This is a genomic window from Fictibacillus sp. S7 (assembly GCF_004127935.1).
Taxonomy (GTDB): Bacteria; Bacillota; Bacilli; order Bacillales; family Fictibacillaceae; genus Fictibacillus_C; species Fictibacillus_C enclensis.
The window spans coordinates 712,548-729,239 of record NZ_QJKL01000001.1 but is presented as its reverse complement, the minus strand read 5'-3'; the positions used below and the strand labels follow the sequence as shown (position 1 = coordinate 729,239).

Here is a 16,692-nt window from a genome sequence, read left to right as displayed (position 1 = left end):
TTTAAAAATCCTGGTTTAATCAAGTTTTACAAAGATGCGGTATTATATTTCTAAATTATTTTTTATTCCCTTGAATGAAATTAGACGAAAAATAATATATAATTTTTATGAATAATATATTACTTTGCTGTGACACATTACAAAATGTTAATCTTGATATAATGAAAATGTAGTAAGATAGGAGACTTTCAATGATAAGAGAGAAAGAACGAGGAGAGACAACGGAATATGTCTATAATTTGTTAAAAGAGAGAATTTTCGATTGGAGTTTATCCCCTGGAGAAAAAATAAACATTAGAAATTTAACTCGGGAAATTAGTATTAGCGCCATACCTTTAAGAGAAGCATTGTCCCGCCTTCACTCCGAAAAATTAGTCGTTTTAGAACCATATAAAGGGTATCGGGTCAGTGATATCCTAGATGACGAAAACATGTCCAAAATGCTAGAAGCACGTGTTTTGATGGAGACTTATGCCATCCAAAACATTATCCGAACCAATAATTTGTCCGTAGCGGAAGAAATGACAAGGCTAACTGAACAAATGTTTTCAATCCATTCGGATACACCCAATAAGAAAATACTCGACTTCACGCATTTAGATCAACAATTTCATATTGCCTTGATGGAAGCTGGCGGAAACAATTTTCTGTGCAAAGCATATGAAGGATTGCATTGCCATCTTCATATCGGCCGTTTTTATCATGTAAGAGGTGAGGTTGACCAACGGGAGGCCCCTTCTGAACATTTGGAAATTATCGAAGCCATTCGAACGCGGGATGTTTTAAGAGCAGAAAATGCTGTTTCCACCCATATTCAGGATTCTATAAAACGGTTATTGAGAAAAGAGTAATTGAGATAGGGGGAGGCGCCTAGCCTCATATCCCCTCACACCACCGTACGTGCGGTTCCGTCTACGGCGGTTCCTATTAGTTAGGTCTGACGCAGAAAGTCATATCTTGCAGTCAAGCTCCTTTTCGATATGTATCTTGCAAGACAGCCACAATTTGGTGATTCAGGTACTACGGGGATTTGCTTTGGAATAGTGGTCGGTAACTTCCGCTCCCTCAACTGGTACTCCGTTTTTGGTTTGCTGAAGGCGTACGTGTGTCATGCCCAGCTTATCAGTTTCGATTTGCTTTTGTTTGAATGAAAAGAGAAGAAAAAATAGACTGACATTGCTATTTTGTATATTTGTATTAAGGCTTTGTGAGCAAAACAAAAAAGAGCCAAATCCACATAGGGACTTGGCTACTCAATGAGGGTATTTCATTAGGGGGTGTGTCAAAATCTTGTTCCCAACGATTATAGATTTATCTTACCATAGCACATTAATAAGTCAACGCTTTTATGCGCTAAAATAAAAAATGGTAAGAACGTCTCGATAGACCATCCTTCAACCGTTAAAATGTTACTAAAGCATAGTCATATTTTCGCTTTAAATTTTCTGTGCATTCGGTGATAAAAGGTACCTGTGTACCTACCAAAAATGATTACGGGCTCCCGTTCTCTGATTAGATGAAAAAGAGCTTCATAGTTTAATAATCCTTTCCCCAATTCAATAGCATTCTGGCTAGTGATTCAACTGGATCCGGACTGTTATTAAATTGTCCATCAGCTGCTCCTCAAGAAATGATCATCAAAGATACAGGTCTCAGTCTCCAAAGAACACAAAATCTTGTAGTTATCAGTATGGTAAGTAAAACAAGAACGAAAGAACAAAAAGAAAGGCTGTATTCTCGACTGGCGGAGCGGCTTCAAAAGGAATGCGGCATCTCCCCGCAAGATCTTATGTTTTCGATTACAGAAAATGGAGCGGCCGAATGGAGTTTTGGTCGCGGTGAGGCTCAATTTCTTACAGTTAAATTTGACGAAACAAGCCTTCTGTTTTTTATTTATGTACGACTAATGAGATTATGTCGATTACTAATGTCGTGATCTTTGTTATTCAGAAACTATTTACGTTTAAAAGGAAGGATTGAGAGGTAAAAGTAAAGATGGTTAAAAAGACTTATAATGTTCTTCCTATGCCAATTACCTGTAATTGGTTTTTAACATGTCCCTACTATAAAATTCGTGAGAAAGGAGAAAAAAAAATCAGCGAAATGGGATCTATTTGTATGTTCTTTTACATGTTTTCATTTCATTTAAAGCATCCTAAAATGAAATGACAAAGAACATTCTCGATGATAAAAACATCAAAAGTTGGAGGGAGAATTATCAGTGAAACTGTATCAAGTAAGAAAAGGCCAGTTTGTCTACTTTAACAATGAATTACACAGGGTTTATGGAGTAAAACACATGTATAAGCAATCCGTTCATCTCATACGGCTTAGAGATTTAACACAACACTTAACCAATGCCGTCAGTGTGGAGAAATACAAGCCTAAGGAACTGGACAGCTTTATCTTTAACCATAAGGAGTATACGCTCAGAAGTAATCAAAAAGCACAAGTAGGGGATTTTGTTCTGATTCACAATCCAATGCCTGATTCCCTCGATACATATTCTCTAAATGAAATTGATGAGGTAGAAACAGTGGATACTAAAGGTGTCATGACTAGTAGATCACACGGCATTAAACATAATGAATACATGCTGATGGTACCCGGACGTTCAAATAACAGCCATGCCATTGATTATCAGGATATTAACCGTGTACCAGACCACTTACAGGATATTCAGTTCTCTCAGCCAAAAGAAGAAATTCTGCCAACACTTGGAGATATTTACAGAAAGCATGACAGTAACGAACCTTATGAGGCTATGGTCATAGCAATAACTGGTTCAACGGTTTTCCTGGGAAACGGTTTGCAGCTATCTCAGAAAGAACTGATGAACACAGATCAGTGGGAACTACTTTATAATCTACTTGATAACTAACTCTATTTTGAATGCAGTTTACATGTTTCAGACATTTTATTAGGAGGATTCTATGGACAGAAAAAACACCGGAAATAGTGTTTTTATTATTTCTATACTTATTACATTGATTTTTATTATCTGGGGCGTGTTTTTTACAGATAATCTCGCCAAAGTTACCAATGCTATTTATAATGGTTCCATTGATTATCTGGGTTGGTTCTATCTTGGTGCCACGTTATTCTTTGTTATCTTTTCCGTTTATTTATTGCTGTCAAAGTATGGAGATATCCGTCTTGGAAAAAAAACAGACAGGCCAGATTTTAACACAGCGTCCTGGCTCGCCATGTTATTTGGTGCAGGGATGGGAATCGGAATTGTGTACTGGAGTGTGGCAGAACCGATTACGCACTACACTGCCCCGCCTTACGGAAAAGGATATACGGTCGACGCAGCAAATACAGCAATGAAGTTCACATTTTTCCACTGGGGTTTAGACCCCTGGGCTATTTATACTGTAATTGGTTTGGCTCTGGCCTTTTTTCAATACAACAAACGGCTACCTGCTGCGATTAGTTCGGCATTTCATCCAATATTGGGTGACAAAATTTATGGGCCAATCGGTAAGACCATTGATATTTTATCCATTTTTGCCACAGTTTTTGGAATCGCGACGTCTTTAGGTCTGGGGGCGATGCAGGTTACTGCAGGCATGCATGACATATTTGGCGTTCCCAACGGATTAGTTGTGCAGCTCATCGTGATTGCGGTCGCTACCGTCCTTTTTATCATATCGATCAATACAGGCTTAGAAAAAGGGATTCAATATTTATCGAATACAGCTATGATCTTATCTTTCGCTATAATGCTTATGATTTTGGTTGTTGGTCCGACCTTGACCATATTTAAAGTTCTTTTTAACACCACCGGTATCTACTTAAGTGACTTTATACACATGAGTTTACGATTAGAACCTTTTGGTGAAGGAAAATGGATTGCATCCTGGACATTATTTTATTGGGCATGGTGGATTGCCTGGGCACCTTTTGTGGGTATGTTTATTGCCCGTGTTTCAAAAGGACGAACGGTCCGGGAATTTGTTATTGGAGTGTTAGTCGTGCCCACCCTGGGCACATTTCTCTGGATGTCCATCTTTGGAGGCTCAGCTCTTGAACTTGTCCAAAAGCAAGATAATCATCATCTGGCAAACTTTATTACAAAAAATGTGTCGTTGTCGATCTTTACATTCTTTGATTATCTCCCATTAAGCTCAGTACTCAGTATTTTAGGGTTCGCAGTGGTAGCCATTTATTATATTACAGTTGCAGATACGGCCACCTTTGTCCTGGGCATGCTTAGCGAGGGCGGAACATTAAATCCATCAAATAAAATTAAAGTAATTTGGGGCGTGATTCAATCGGCCGTAGCTGCTGTATTACTGTTGGCGGGTGGATTAAACGTATTGCAAACCGCCTCTATTGCAGCTGCCCTCCCTTTTGCTGTCATCATGGTGGTCATGTGCTACTCGTTATTGAAGGGGCTAAAAAGTGAAGTTAAAGTACAGCGAGGAAGTAAAGGCAGAGCCCCTGTTCAGCCTTAACATTCTTTAAAAACGAAAGGCTGCCCCGATTCATCGGGGCAGCCTTTTTTATTAGTCCTGCAGTTTGAAAAAAGTGCCATTGTCGAGGAGTATTGATTTGTTTTGAAGATGTCCTTGCATATAGACAACTTGAATTCATTACTTTAGATGTGCTTTTTAACTATGTCTTTCACTTTATTAATACCCTTCCATACATCCCCTGGTTCGTCATAAACTAATGTTAAAGGTCCACTGTAATCAGCGTCCCTTAGTAGAGCTAAACAGTTTTCTAATTCTTCCTTGTCAACTTCGCCATCTTGTGTGGTGAGAGCCTTTACATGGACAGATTTACTTTTAGGAAGAGTTTCCTTTAAAGAGTCCAATTTGTTAGGACCAGAGAAGTTCCCGAAGTCACTTATTAAGCCGGTAAGGTCAGTATGTTCAAGTAAATACAAACAATTTTCTGATGTAGACGCTAACGACCGAAAATTTTCGGTTAAGACCCCAACACCTTTTTTCTTTGCGTATACGCATAGCTCAGTAAACTGGATCGAAGCACGTTGTAAAGCTACTATATCTTCTGGACTTGCTTCCCCGCTAACAACTCGTACATTTTCAGCCCCAGCTATTGAAGCAACATCAATCCAACTTTTGATAAAATCCATATCCTTCTCTCTTCGGACGGGATCTGAAGTGGATATATCACCATAATCAATCAAGAGAGTATAAAACCTTATGCCACTCTTTTTTATGGATTGACATAATTTTTGTAAATAATCTAGTTCAGTAGAATGGAAATGTGCATGTACAATTTCTACTGCTTGGAATCCTTTTTCAGACAGGATGCCTGGCAGATCTACTAGTTTAAGATTTAACGGTTGTTCCTCAACTTCTGTCACAATTTCTTTTTTATCATGATCCCATTTTGACCAAGATAAAGGACCTAAATGTCTGTGCAAGCTCCAAGATGTTAATGATAAATAGCTCATATATTCGATGTCCTCTCTTAGAAATACATATATTGTAAATTTAATTTTGTTGCCTCCACTTGCCACTGATGATCATGTCTTTTGTGCAGTAATCTCACATAATCATCATTCCTCTCCCTCAAAAAAAGTTATCAGATTATTCAGCTATTAAATTATCTTCTATAATAGACCTGCCTCCTAAAAAAGTAAATCCTTGTAAATATAAAATTAAAAAGCAGCTTCCGAAGAAGCTGCTTATAAATCCGTCATATACCTTTTTTTGTTTCTAAAATACGCCCACTCCCGGAACCCGATCTCCTTTAACCGCTTCTGGACTTCTTCAAATTCATCGCCGACTCGCTTCGGGGTATGAGCATCAGAGCCGAACGTCACGGCTACACCATGGAACAGGGCACGTTCAAGTAGCTCATCTGCGGGATACCATCCTCCGCAGTCTTTGTTCTTTCCGGATGTATTAATTTCTATGGCAATTTCATACTGCGAGATGGTTTTCAACGTTTTATCGACGGCCTCGGTCTGAATTGTGGAAAAAGCAGGATAGTAACCTTTCATGGCATCGATATGGCCGAGGATCTGAAAAATCCCGCTTTTGGCCGATTGCCCGATCAAATCATAGTAGGTTTCTTTCGTTTCCTGCTTTTGTTTTTCGGTTAACCCCTCCCAGCGGTTTCTTTTAAAAATACTTAGTCCGCTCACATGATGCACCGATCCGATAATGTAATCTAGCGGAAATTGCTCATAGTATTGCTGGTACATCTCGGCATGCTCGGGAAAAAAGTCCGATTCCACACCCAATAGTACTTCAATTTTCCCCTGGTACTCTTCCTTGAGCTGAAGAACCTCCTTGATGTATTGGGGAAAGTGGCTTTTGGCCATCGCAATACCTGGAAAGAGATGGTCTTCTTCACTGTACAGATAAGGTGAATGGTCAGAGATTCCGACCATGTCCAAATGGTTTTTAATTGCGGCCTCAATGTATGCGCGAATGCAATCTTCCGCATGGCCACATCGGTCATGGTGAGTATGATAGTCAAATTTCATGTAAAACCACCTTTTTTAAAATACAGTTTCATTTTCGTCAACCTTAAGCTGATAGCGCATTCACAAAATGAAGATATAAAAACTCTTTTTCTTCTTCTGGCAGGCTGTGATTTAACAATTGATCAATCCAGGCCACACGTCCCCGTGCTTCTTCCATTTTTGGAGATTGGTAGACTTCCAGCATAATATCCATTGGAGGCGGAATCAGTTCTTGCTGTCTTTCGATTCTTGTAAGAGCCATTGCGAGATGTATAATCAACATGCTGTACTGGTCCGCATCATTCTCACTAACAAATTTCTGAATGGTCTTCCGGCTTATGGCATAAGCCTTCTCCGTAATGGAATCACTGCTTTTTAACAACTCCAGGCGTTCCAGTAATCCTTTCACTTCAAACCTCCTTTCAAAGGAAATTTCAAAGCCTTTTTAAAGACGATCTCCCATTTCTACTAATTCCCTAATCTGTTTTTTGCAGAAACAACATACCATACGGAAAAGAAAGAGACAATAAATTTTTAGATAATTACAAAAAGAGCCATCCCGCAGGATGACTCTCGCTTTCTTACGTATTTAAATGATGTGTTATTTCCATACGTCGTTCGCGATGGAAACGACATGTCTAATTTTTTCCCACTGCTGCTCCTCTGTCAGCAGATTTCCTTCCTCTGTGGAAGAAAATCCGCACTGAGGGCTGAGACAGATTTGATCCAGTGGCACAAACTGGGAAGCCTCACGAATTCGTTCCTTAATGAGTTCTGGATCTTCCAATTCGCCGAATTTTGATGTAATCAGTCCAAGAACAATCTGTAAATCGGAGCGGTTCACATGCCGAAGAGGTTCGAAGCCGCCGGAACGCTCATCATCAAATTCAAGGAATAACCCGTCCACCTTTAATTTGCCGAAAATGTATTCGGAAGCATTGTCATAGCCACCGCTTGCCGTATAGCTGGACTTGAAGTTTCCTCGGCAGATGTGCATGGTGATAACCATGTCTTCCGGCTTTTTGGCAATGGATTCATTAATGGCACGTGTAAAACGCTCAAGCAATTCATCGATTGAGTAACCTTTAGCGGCAATCTGTTCCTGACCCTTTTCAGAGAAGAAAACAGCCCACGCCGTATCGTCAAGCTGCAGATACCGGCAGCCGGCATCATAAAAGGCTTGAATGGCTTTCTGGTAAACCGCGATCAGATCGTTAAAAAATTCATCTTTGTCCGGATATACCTTTTCATCAATCGTTCCCCTGAAAAACAGCATGTTGGGGCTGGGGATGGTGAATTTTGCGACATGGTCCCCTGCAAGATCATGAAGGAATTTATAATCTTCAAGCATTGGATGGTCGCTAAAGTCCAGTTTGCCAACGACCTTAATTCCGTGCGCTTTTGTTTGTACACCGTTAAACTGAATGCCGGCGTTAGTTTCGTAAAGTTCTACGCCTTCTAATTGAGACAGAAAATCAAAATGCCACCAGGCACGTCGAAACTCTCCGTCCGTTACGGCCTGCAGCCCTGCTTCCTTTTGTTTTTCCACTAGACGTGTAATTTCTTCATCTTCAATGTTACGAAGCTGCTCTCTCGTAATGTCCCCATTTTGGTGAAGGACACGGGCTTCTTTAATCCGCTCAGGGCGTAAAAAACTCCCTACATGATCGGCTTTGTAAGGTCCTTTTGTTAACGTTGTTGTCAATTGTGACAGCTCCTTGAAATTTTTAACCCTATTATAACCATAAAATTGAGCTATACGCTATGCTTTTGTCTTAATTCATCAAATAATGAAAATTTTTTGTCATAAAAAAGTCTCTCCTTATATGGAGAGACCTATTTTTTCATTATTAGTCATTGTCTGCAGGTGACGGTGCTTTGCTTTCGGGTTGCTGAGCCACTACATCAGGCGCAAGAGGAGCTTTATCTCCCGGAAATGGAGTATCAAACCCTTTTGTTGCATACCAGACGGCGTGATTTAACATATTGGCGTTGACTTCATCTGGTGAAGCGGTTTTTCCGCTCAAGAACTTTTTGTTCTTATTTGACCACTCCGTCCATTTCTGCGCCAGTATTTTTGAAGTTGATGTCGTATCTTCTGTATTGGCTAGTGCAGCAGTATTAGCTTTCGGCTGGCCGTTCAGTGTATCCAGCGGAATGCGGCTACCTTCAGCTTTATACGGTGTAAAATCAGGCTTGTTCGTAAAAATTTCGCTCATTGGCTGAGCAGCCGCATCGTTTTGGTTCATTGCTGGAAGTCCAAGGATTTGTTCAATACTTCGAACCATGTTGATAACGGTCCAATAACGGCTGTTGGTAATCTCCTTTTTAACCCAAGGACTTATAACATAAGCCGGTTCCCGGTGTCCGTCTACATGGTCCAATCCGTTCTGTGCATCATCTTCTGTAACGAAGATCACGGAGTCCTTCCAATACGGACTATGAGAAATAAGATCAACTATTTTGCCGACAGCCAAATCATTGTCTGCCACCATGGCCTGCGGGGTAGGATTCCCGGTGGCTGTTCCTGCTGTATGATCATTCGTTACCCAAAGCGTATTTAATGCAGGAAGATCATTATTTTTTACATGTTTCTCAAATTTCTTTTTGAAGATTTCAAAACGGTATTGATCTGGAATGTTCATATCAAACGTTGGGTAAGATTTGTGCGTGATTGGTCCTAATGATGGAATATCGTAAGTAGCTTTATAATGGCCAACCGGAACATGAAGATCTCCTTCCTGTTTACCAGAAAGTTTTAAATAATCATTGTACCAGTCTGTCCACGTTCCAAACTCTTCCGGCCCGACAAAGCCGGTGGTATCTTCTCCGAAGTTTTCTACAGAAACATTATAATTACGGGCTTGGTCCCATAGATGTCCAGTCGGTGCATAGGCCATTGGATCTCCTGCTCCACCGGGGTAGCTTCTTACGTTAGCTGTATCGGTTTCTTTGTCTTCGTAATCTGTATTGGTTCCTTGCATTACCCATTGATGGCCACTTGCTGATTGAATCCCTGACACATAAAAATTGTCCAGAAGCGGAAAAGTGTTAGCCAGCTTATGAAAATTCGGTGTCACTTCTTCACCAAACTGAGTGATGGCCGGTTCGCCATTGCCCTTTCCTAAATCACCGAGTACCTGGTCATACGTTCTGTTCTCCTTAATAATGTAAAATACATGCTTAATGGTAGAAGGCTCACCTACCCGTTCGGGCATGGCAACCGGCTTTTTGTTTGGGCGGGCCTTGGCATTTAAATCTTTTAAGCCATACCAATTGTTATTTTCATACACTTTCTTTGTCCCTTTAATTATGTCTCCCGTTGACGGAATCGGCATCAGTGATATCGACCCAACCTGAGCATAGGAAGAGTGGCCGGAAACCGTAATACCCTGAATAGTGGATGTCCTTGCCGGTCCAAGAGAGCCGACTCCATCAGCATTTGCCACAATGAGTCGTTTATTTTTGGAATCCATTGCCATATCTACCGGGAACCAAGCGGTTGGCAGCAAACCGAGAAGTTCCGGTTTCTTTTTTGGTCCCTGCCAGTCATACACGGCTACAGCGTTTGCTCTTCCTAATGTTACAAGCAAACGGTGATCATCCAGCATTTTAATCGAGTTTGGTGCTGCTCCCTTTTTCGATTTAGGATATGGCTTTACATCAATGGTTTGAACCACTTTATTTGTTTTTGTGTTGATAACGGATACAGAATCACTGTTGGTATTCGTTACAAATAAATACTGACCGGATTGCGTCATTCTTTCAGGCTGGACGCCCACTTTAATGTTTTTGATTACTTTCTTGGTGTTAAGGTCTATGACTGAAACGGTTCCTGTTGACGTCGCCCCTGTTTTCTTGTTAATGACCACCTGTGTCCCGGAAGAATCAACGGTGGCATCACCAGGCTTTGGCTTTCTTCCTCCCTGATTGGTTACATATGCCTTATCTCCGTCTATCCAAACACCGGTGGGCGCATTTTCAACCGCGATTTTGGATGTGATTTCCCCGGTTTTCGGATCGATCAGCCCCAGACTGTTATCCCGATTTAGCGCAACAAGGAGTTGTCCATTTGGCGCTACCCTGATATCGAGAGGATTAATATTTCCGCCTGCAGCTGCCTCAGGAAGGTCATATGTCGCTTTAACTGATGGAGTTCCATCTTGAGCGACAGACATGACAACAACTTTACCAGTTTTGCCGGTTGAACCTGTTGCATATAACTCTTTTCCGTCCTGTGAATAGGCTACACCCCACATGTGAGAAAGTTTCAATTTAAAACTTGTAGCCATAAGTTTCCCGGTCTCAAGATTGATCACATTTAATCCATTTCCGCCATAATCTGTTCTTCCATTTAATGATACTGCTGTCTTACCATTCGGATGAACGGCCAGTGAAATAGGATTTCCGCCAAATTCAATTTGCTTGCCGGCAGGTGTTACGAGTTGGTTGACCGGAGTTACCACTTTACCGCTGGGCTGCCGACCGACCAGTTTTTTACCGAAAGGATCCTGTACCGTGGCATATACGCTTGCCGAGCCAAGCAGAACAGTGCTGAGCGCGATCCCCGTTATGAACTTTTTCTTGTTTTTCAACAATTGCCTCTCTCCTGTCATTTGGTATGTATTTCTAGATTAGAATACTCCTCCACTATTAATCTTTCTTTACGTTAACGTAAAATTAATTGATTAATAATGTAAAATATTCAAATTATTTCTTAATGAATGAAACCTGCAGCACGGTTGCTGCAGGTTTCATTCAGGCATATTTTTTTTGCTCGTGTTCTGTACGGGTTGGCAGTGCCTTTCTGTTCATCCACTTATAAAAAATCGGAATAATGATCAAGCTGCAAAAAGTGGAAGTGACTAAGCCTCCAATGACAACAATACCCAGAGTTTGTGATACCACAGCATCCTGACGTGAAGAAAGTGCCAAAGGAAGAACCGTTAATACCGTCGTAAGAGCAGTTGTTATAATGGGGCGTGCCCTTGTTATAGCAGCAAAACGAACAGCCTCCTCAAGATAAGCTCCTCTTGCAATATTTCTTTCGATTTTATCCACAATGACGATTCCGTTGGTAACTACAATTCCTGTTAGCATTAATAATCCAACCAAAGCTGCCAAATCCCATTCCAGCCGGAAGATGACCATGGCGATGACTGAGCCGATAAATGCTAATGGAACACATATTAGAACAGATAATGGTCCCTTCCAGCCCTTAAATACCAAACTGACAATCATAAGTACGAGCAGAAAGGAAAAGGCGAGAGCTATGGCCATTTCATACATCATTTCATTAACTTGCTCCGGTATGCCAGAAAATGAATACTGAATATTCTCTGGTAAATCCAGTTTTTCCATTTCATCCTTCACTTGCCTTGAAACACCACCCAGATCACTGGAGGTGATATTTGCGGTCACTTCTGCATATGGCTTTCCGGCTTTTTCCTGAATTTCCGTACCATCTTTATCTGCCTCAACCGTTGCCAGCTCACGGAGCTTCACTTGCTGTCCCTTGTTTGCAGTAAACGTTTCATTACTTAGCCGGGCTAAGGCATCAGATGCCTCTTCATTCAAATTTAAACTCTGAGTATTTTTGAAAACAACCGGGAATGAAGTGTCATTAATGTTGAATTGTCCGATGGCTCCTTCAGAAGTATAGTACTGTATTCGCTGGAGCACATCACTTTCCTTAATGCCATTCCGTTCAATCGCTTTTTGATCAAGATTGATGCGATACCCTTTCACCGTTCCTTCCTGGTCTGCCATGTTCTCAACCGCAAGCCCGGGAATATGTGAAAGATGCTGCCCTATACTTTGCGCCATAGCTTCCAATGTCTCGGGGGCTGCTCCTGTAAGATTAATCTTTAACTGAGAATCATCTCCCGCTATTCGTTGATTGGTTACGGTATAAATTGCTTTTCCTGACCGTGCATCCAGTTGTTTTTGCAATACTTTCATAAACGAATTAACATCAGTTCCTTGTTTTAGGCTAACCAATAAATTGGCCACGTTTGGCTTTTGAATCCAACCGCCCCCTGCATCAAAAACATCATCTGATTCCGGGGTGAACGATGATCCAAGCAAAGAAGAAAACCCGCTTACCTTTTTGTTTGCTTTTAACTCCCCTTCAAGTTTTTCAACTTCAGCTTCCATATTTTCTAATGATGTGGTTTGGGGTAATTCCAGACGCACGCCAATTTGACCTGGTTTATGGGCCATTGGAAGAAAATTGACCGGCAAAAAAGCAGCTCCCACACCACTTAGAACAAATAGGACAAGGATGATCGCAACAATTCTCTTTTCATATTGGAACCCCCAATGAAACAGCATTCTGGCGTGTGTTTCAAGTGGATCCTGGCTTTTTCCTGGACTTGTTTTCCAGACTACATAATAAAGTGCAGGAACGATAAACATGGCAACAGCAAGAGAAATAACAAGCGCGATAACCACCGACCAGGCAAAACCGGAAAAAGCAGAACGGATCAGTCCTCCGATCAACGCGATTGGGATATAAACAGCTATTGTTGTTGCAGTTGAGGAAACGATGGCAGGCAGCATTTCAGCAACCGCTCCAACTACTAGTTGTTTTCTAATTCTTCCGCCAGCCTCCTGTATTTTTCGGTTCATATTATCCAGAATTACAATGGAATCATCAACCACACGTCCCATTGCAACAATTAACCCGGAAACTGTCAGCAGGTTTAAACTTATTCCCATCGTGTACAAAATCCCTGTTGTTGCCAGTAAACAAACGGGCAGAGATAAAACGATAAGCAACGTTGAACGCACCTGACGGAAAAAGAGGAAGACACAAATCATGGAAAAGAGACATCCGAGCAATCCTTCTTTTACCAGACCCTGTAATGAAGTGTTTACTTCCTGGCTTTGATCAAATAAAATAACCGATTTAACTTCATGGTTCTTAATTTCAGGTATAGCACTCAGTTTGCTTTTTACCCGTTCGCCTACTTCTGTGATGGTAGATTCGGAAGTTTTTAGTACATCAAGCTGCACACTCGGTGATCCATTTGTCCGTGAAATGGTTTGAAGATTGACAACAGCATTAGAAATATCAGCTACACGGAAAAGAGGTATTGTATGACCATCCTGTCGCTTGATTGGCAACTGCATGAGATCATTTTTAGATAATATCCAGCCGGTGACTTGAATGGGAAAAGAAGAGATTTGATTAGCCACATTGCCTTGAAGCATGGTTGAATGTTTCTTTTCCAATGCGGATTGTACATCATCAATCGACAATCCTTCTTTCTTCAGCTTTTCAGGATTTAATTGTAAAGAGTAACCCGCGTTTCCGCCGCCAGTAACTTTTATATCTTTGACACCTGGTACCGTTTTTAGTTCATTCGCGATCTCTTCCTGTATCAGGGTCCTTAAGCCGTTTTCTGTCACATTGGCAGATGAACTGGTCAGATTGATGCTCATGATCGGAAACGAATGAGTACTTAACCGGGTAACAACTGGCTTCTTTAACCCAGAAGGCAATTGCAAATCATCAATAGCCGCACGTACATCCGTTTCTGCTTGTTTCATATCGTAGCTCATGGGAAAATTGAGCCGCAAGAATGAGCCTCCCTGATACGAACTTGTCTCAATGTCCTGAAGGCCGTCAACCACTCTGACGGCTTGTTCAATAGGTTTGGTAATAGAGGTTTTCACTTGATCGGCTGAGAAATTCTGAGCTTGAGCAGAAACAGTTAGAGTCGCATTGCTGATCTCCGGCAGATAATCCCGCTGAATCTTCCAGGCGCCGACAGCACCCCAGACCATAATTAATACGATTAACGTAATCATAAGTATGGCGCGGTTCATTACCGCATTGAGAATTGACTTCATTTTATCCCCCCCTTTTGTTTTGTTGATTACCATGGATCTTTGATTTATGTAAATTTTTCCTGTTACTAGTCCAGTATAAAACCCTTGTGTAAAAACCTTGTTAATTCAGCGTAAAAGAATTGTATATTGTTAAATACTTTTCTTGTAAACTATTTCTCCATACAAAAAACCCCTTAACACGTAAATGTTAAGGGGCGCTTTCTATTTGACTAACTTTTTACTGAGGGTTCTGCTCTTTTAAAAACGTCGGACAGGGTAACCCATTGCTTTGTTTGTGCCGATTCCTGCACTGCTTCCAATATCGCCTGGTTCCGGACTCCGTCAACAAAGTTTGGTAGCGGACTGTATCCTTGATCAATGCCATTCATCAATTCCACCATCAGGTTGGTGAAGGTATGCTCGTAACCTATGATATGGGCTGCCGGCCAGTAGGCGCCTGCATAAGGGTGGACCTCTTCGGTACAATTTATGGTTCTGAACCCCTGAAGTCCGTCTTCATCCTGATGAAAATAGACATCAAGATTGTTCATGTTTTCCATATCCCAACGAATGGATCCTTTTTCTCCGTTGATCTCAAACCTGTTTCCGTTTCGGTTGCCTCCTGCAAAGCGTGTAGCTTCAAATGTTCCGATGGCACCGTTTACAAAACGGGCGAGGAAAACACTTGCATCGTCTACCTCAACAGGCCCTTTTTGTTCGGATGATCCTTTGCCACTTAATCCAGAACTGTCCTCCACAATGGGCCGTTCTTTAATGAATGTTTCCATAATCCCGCTGACTTCCTTGAATTCTCCGACTAAAAAACGGGCAAGATCGATGCTGTGTGCGGCCAAGTCACCCAATGCACCGGAGCCGCAGACCTCTTTGCTCAACCGCCAAACCAGTGGAAATTCGGGGTCCATGATCCAATCCTGCAAATAGGTCGCCCGGATATGATAGATTCGACCCAACCGGCCTTCTTCGATCAGTTTTTTTGCCCACTGTACAGCCGGAGCAAACCGGTAGTTATGGTTGATCATATGTACCACACCATTTTTCTCCACCGCATCCAGCATCCGTTGGGATTGTTCCAGCGTCAAAGCCAGCGGCTTCTCGCAAAAAACATGTTTGCCGGCTTGTGCGGCTGCAATAGCAATCTCTGCATGACTGTTGTTAGGAGTTACAATATCAATGAGATCAATGTCATCACGTGCAATCAGTTTTCGCCAATCTGTTTCATAGCTTTGCCAGCCCATGGTGGCTGCCGCTTCTTTCACGCCTTCTTCATTGCGTCCGCAGATGGCTTGCAGGACCGGCTTCGCCTTTGTGTCAAAGTAAAACGATACATCCCGGTACGCATGAGAATGCGCTTTTCCCATAAACTTATAGCCGACCAGTCCTACCCTTACCTGCTTTTGGTTTACGCCCACCACATCTCAACAGCTCCTTCTTCAATCAATTTGTCCTTTAAAAAGGCTACTGCTTTTGTGAATCCTTCTTCGACACTCATCAATCCATCTTCATGCTCAATGCTGATTGCTCCGTTATAACCAATCGTTTGAAGAGCGCTGATGATATCCCTCCATGTATCTTCTCCATGGCCGTAACCCACGGTTCTGAACACCCACGACCGGTTGGCGATGTCGCTATAACTCTTTGTATCAAGTACACCATTTAATGGATGGTTTTGTCCATCAATTTTTGTGTCTTTGGCATGAAAATGAAAGAGCGCTTTTTCTCTTCCAAGTGCCCGGATGCAGGCGACCGGATCCATCCCCTGCCAAAAATAATGGCTTGGATCAAAGTTTGCGCCAATTTGGTTGCCACATTCTCTTCGTAATCGAAGCAGCGTTTCCGTATTGTATACAACAAATCCGGGATGCGGCTCGATGGCTGCTTTTACGCCATGTTCTTTTAGAAACTCATTTTGCTCCTTCCAATACGGAATGACTTTTTCGTTCCATTGCCAATCCACAACTTCAGCAAAATCGGTCGGCCAAGGGCATGTGATCCACACAGGATGAAGAGAATATTCGGATTCACCGGGACACCCCGAGAAAGTCACTACCTGTTCAACACCCAGTTTTGCGGCCAGGCGAACCGTATCCTGAAAGATCCGATGGTGCTCTTCTGCAATATTTTGATTGGGATGCAACGGGTTGCCGTGGCAGCTGAAGGCACTGATCTGAATCCCCCGTGACTGCAGTGCGTATTTAAAGTCATTCAACTTTGATTCATCCGCCAGCAATTCAGCGGGCTTGCAGTGAGCATCACCGATATAGCCTCCAGTGCCGATTTCTACCGTATCCAGCCCACTTTCCTTTATGTAATCCAAAGCTTCTTCAAATGTCTTTTTTGAAAATAACACAGCAAATACTCCTAATTTCATCGAACTCTCTCCTTTTTTG

Annotated in this window: 12 protein-coding genes and 1 pseudogene; 4 read left to right on the top strand and 9 right to left on the bottom strand. The window is 41.8% G+C overall.

What is annotated here, in order from left to right; genetic code table 11:
• The first annotated feature begins 191 nt into the window (after nucleotides 1–191).
• Complete coding sequence (locus DMO16_RS03730) at nucleotides 192–851, top strand: GntR family transcriptional regulator (RefSeq protein WP_061970314.1); 660 nt, start codon at nucleotides 192–194, stop codon at nucleotides 849–851.
• A 162-nt stretch (nucleotides 852–1,013) separates the two neighbouring features.
• On the opposite strand, the gene DMO16_RS25110 is transcribed toward DMO16_RS03730, so the two are convergent.
• Nucleotides 1,014–1,220 carry a hypothetical protein gene (locus DMO16_RS25110; protein ID WP_129475425.1) on the bottom strand — a complete coding sequence of 69 codons (207 nt, stop codon included), beginning with the start codon at nucleotides 1,218–1,220 and terminating at the stop codon, nucleotides 1,014–1,016.
• 407 nt (nucleotides 1,221–1,627) lie between these two features.
• Here DMO16_RS25110 and DMO16_RS03720 point away from each other — a divergent pair.
• From DMO16_RS03720 to DMO16_RS03710, 3 genes and pseudogenes are all read left to right on the top strand, one after another.
• Nucleotides 1,628–1,864, top strand: a pseudogene (locus DMO16_RS03720) (tautomerase family protein); the annotation flags it as partial.
• A 357-nt stretch (nucleotides 1,865–2,221) separates the two neighbouring features.
• A complete protein-coding gene (locus DMO16_RS03715) occupies nucleotides 2,222–2,881 on the top strand; it encodes a hypothetical protein (RefSeq protein WP_129475420.1) in 660 nt (219 codons plus the stop codon).
• Nucleotides 2,882–2,933: 52 nt separating this feature from the next.
• On the top strand, nucleotides 2,934–4,460 hold the full coding sequence (locus tag DMO16_RS03710; protein WP_129475418.1) for a glycine betaine uptake BCCT transporter: 1,527 nt from the start codon (nucleotides 2,934–2,936) through the stop codon (nucleotides 4,458–4,460).
• Nucleotides 4,461–4,603: 143 nt separating this feature from the next.
• Here DMO16_RS03710 and DMO16_RS03705 read toward each other — a convergent pair whose 3' ends face one another.
• The 8 genes from DMO16_RS03705 to DMO16_RS03670 all read right to left on the bottom strand — a co-directional run bounded on the left by DMO16_RS03705 (nucleotide 4,604) and on the right by DMO16_RS03670 (nucleotide 16,673).
• Entirely contained in the window at nucleotides 4,604–5,428 is an 825-nt protein-coding gene (locus DMO16_RS03705; protein WP_129475415.1) for a sugar phosphate isomerase/epimerase family protein, read from the bottom strand.
• Nucleotides 5,429–5,662: 234 nt separating this feature from the next.
• On the bottom strand, nucleotides 5,663–6,469 hold the full coding sequence (locus DMO16_RS03700) for a histidinol-phosphatase (protein ID WP_129475413.1): 807 nt from the start codon (nucleotides 6,467–6,469) through the stop codon (nucleotides 5,663–5,665).
• A 43-nt stretch (nucleotides 6,470–6,512) separates the two neighbouring features.
• Nucleotides 6,513–6,857, bottom strand: a complete 345-nt coding sequence (locus DMO16_RS03695; RefSeq protein ID WP_129475411.1) for a PRD domain-containing protein — start codon at nucleotides 6,855–6,857, stop codon at nucleotides 6,513–6,515.
• Between the two features lie 192 nt (nucleotides 6,858–7,049).
• Entirely contained in the window at nucleotides 7,050–8,153 is a 1,104-nt protein-coding gene (locus DMO16_RS03690) for a 5-methyltetrahydropteroyltriglutamate--homocysteine S-methyltransferase (RefSeq protein WP_129475409.1), read from the bottom strand.
• Between the two features lie 145 nt (nucleotides 8,154–8,298).
• Nucleotides 8,299–11,043, bottom strand: coding sequence for a bifunctional YncE family protein/alkaline phosphatase family protein (locus DMO16_RS03685; protein ID WP_241840441.1), 2,745 nt, complete (start codon nucleotides 11,041–11,043; stop codon nucleotides 8,299–8,301).
• A 163-nt stretch (nucleotides 11,044–11,206) separates the two neighbouring features.
• Nucleotides 11,207–14,305, bottom strand: a complete 3,099-nt coding sequence (locus DMO16_RS03680) for an efflux RND transporter permease subunit (protein ID WP_129475405.1) — start codon at nucleotides 14,303–14,305, stop codon at nucleotides 11,207–11,209.
• A 209-nt stretch (nucleotides 14,306–14,514) separates the two neighbouring features.
• Nucleotides 14,515–15,714, bottom strand: coding sequence for a Gfo/Idh/MocA family protein (locus DMO16_RS03675; protein WP_129480296.1), 1,200 nt, complete (start codon nucleotides 15,712–15,714; stop codon nucleotides 14,515–14,517).
• Nucleotides 15,705–16,673, bottom strand: a complete 969-nt coding sequence (locus tag DMO16_RS03670; protein WP_129475403.1) for a sugar phosphate isomerase/epimerase family protein — start codon at nucleotides 16,671–16,673, stop codon at nucleotides 15,705–15,707. The genes DMO16_RS03675 and DMO16_RS03670 overlap by 10 nt, the downstream gene beginning before the upstream one ends.
• Nucleotides 16,674–16,692: the final 19 nt, after the last annotated feature.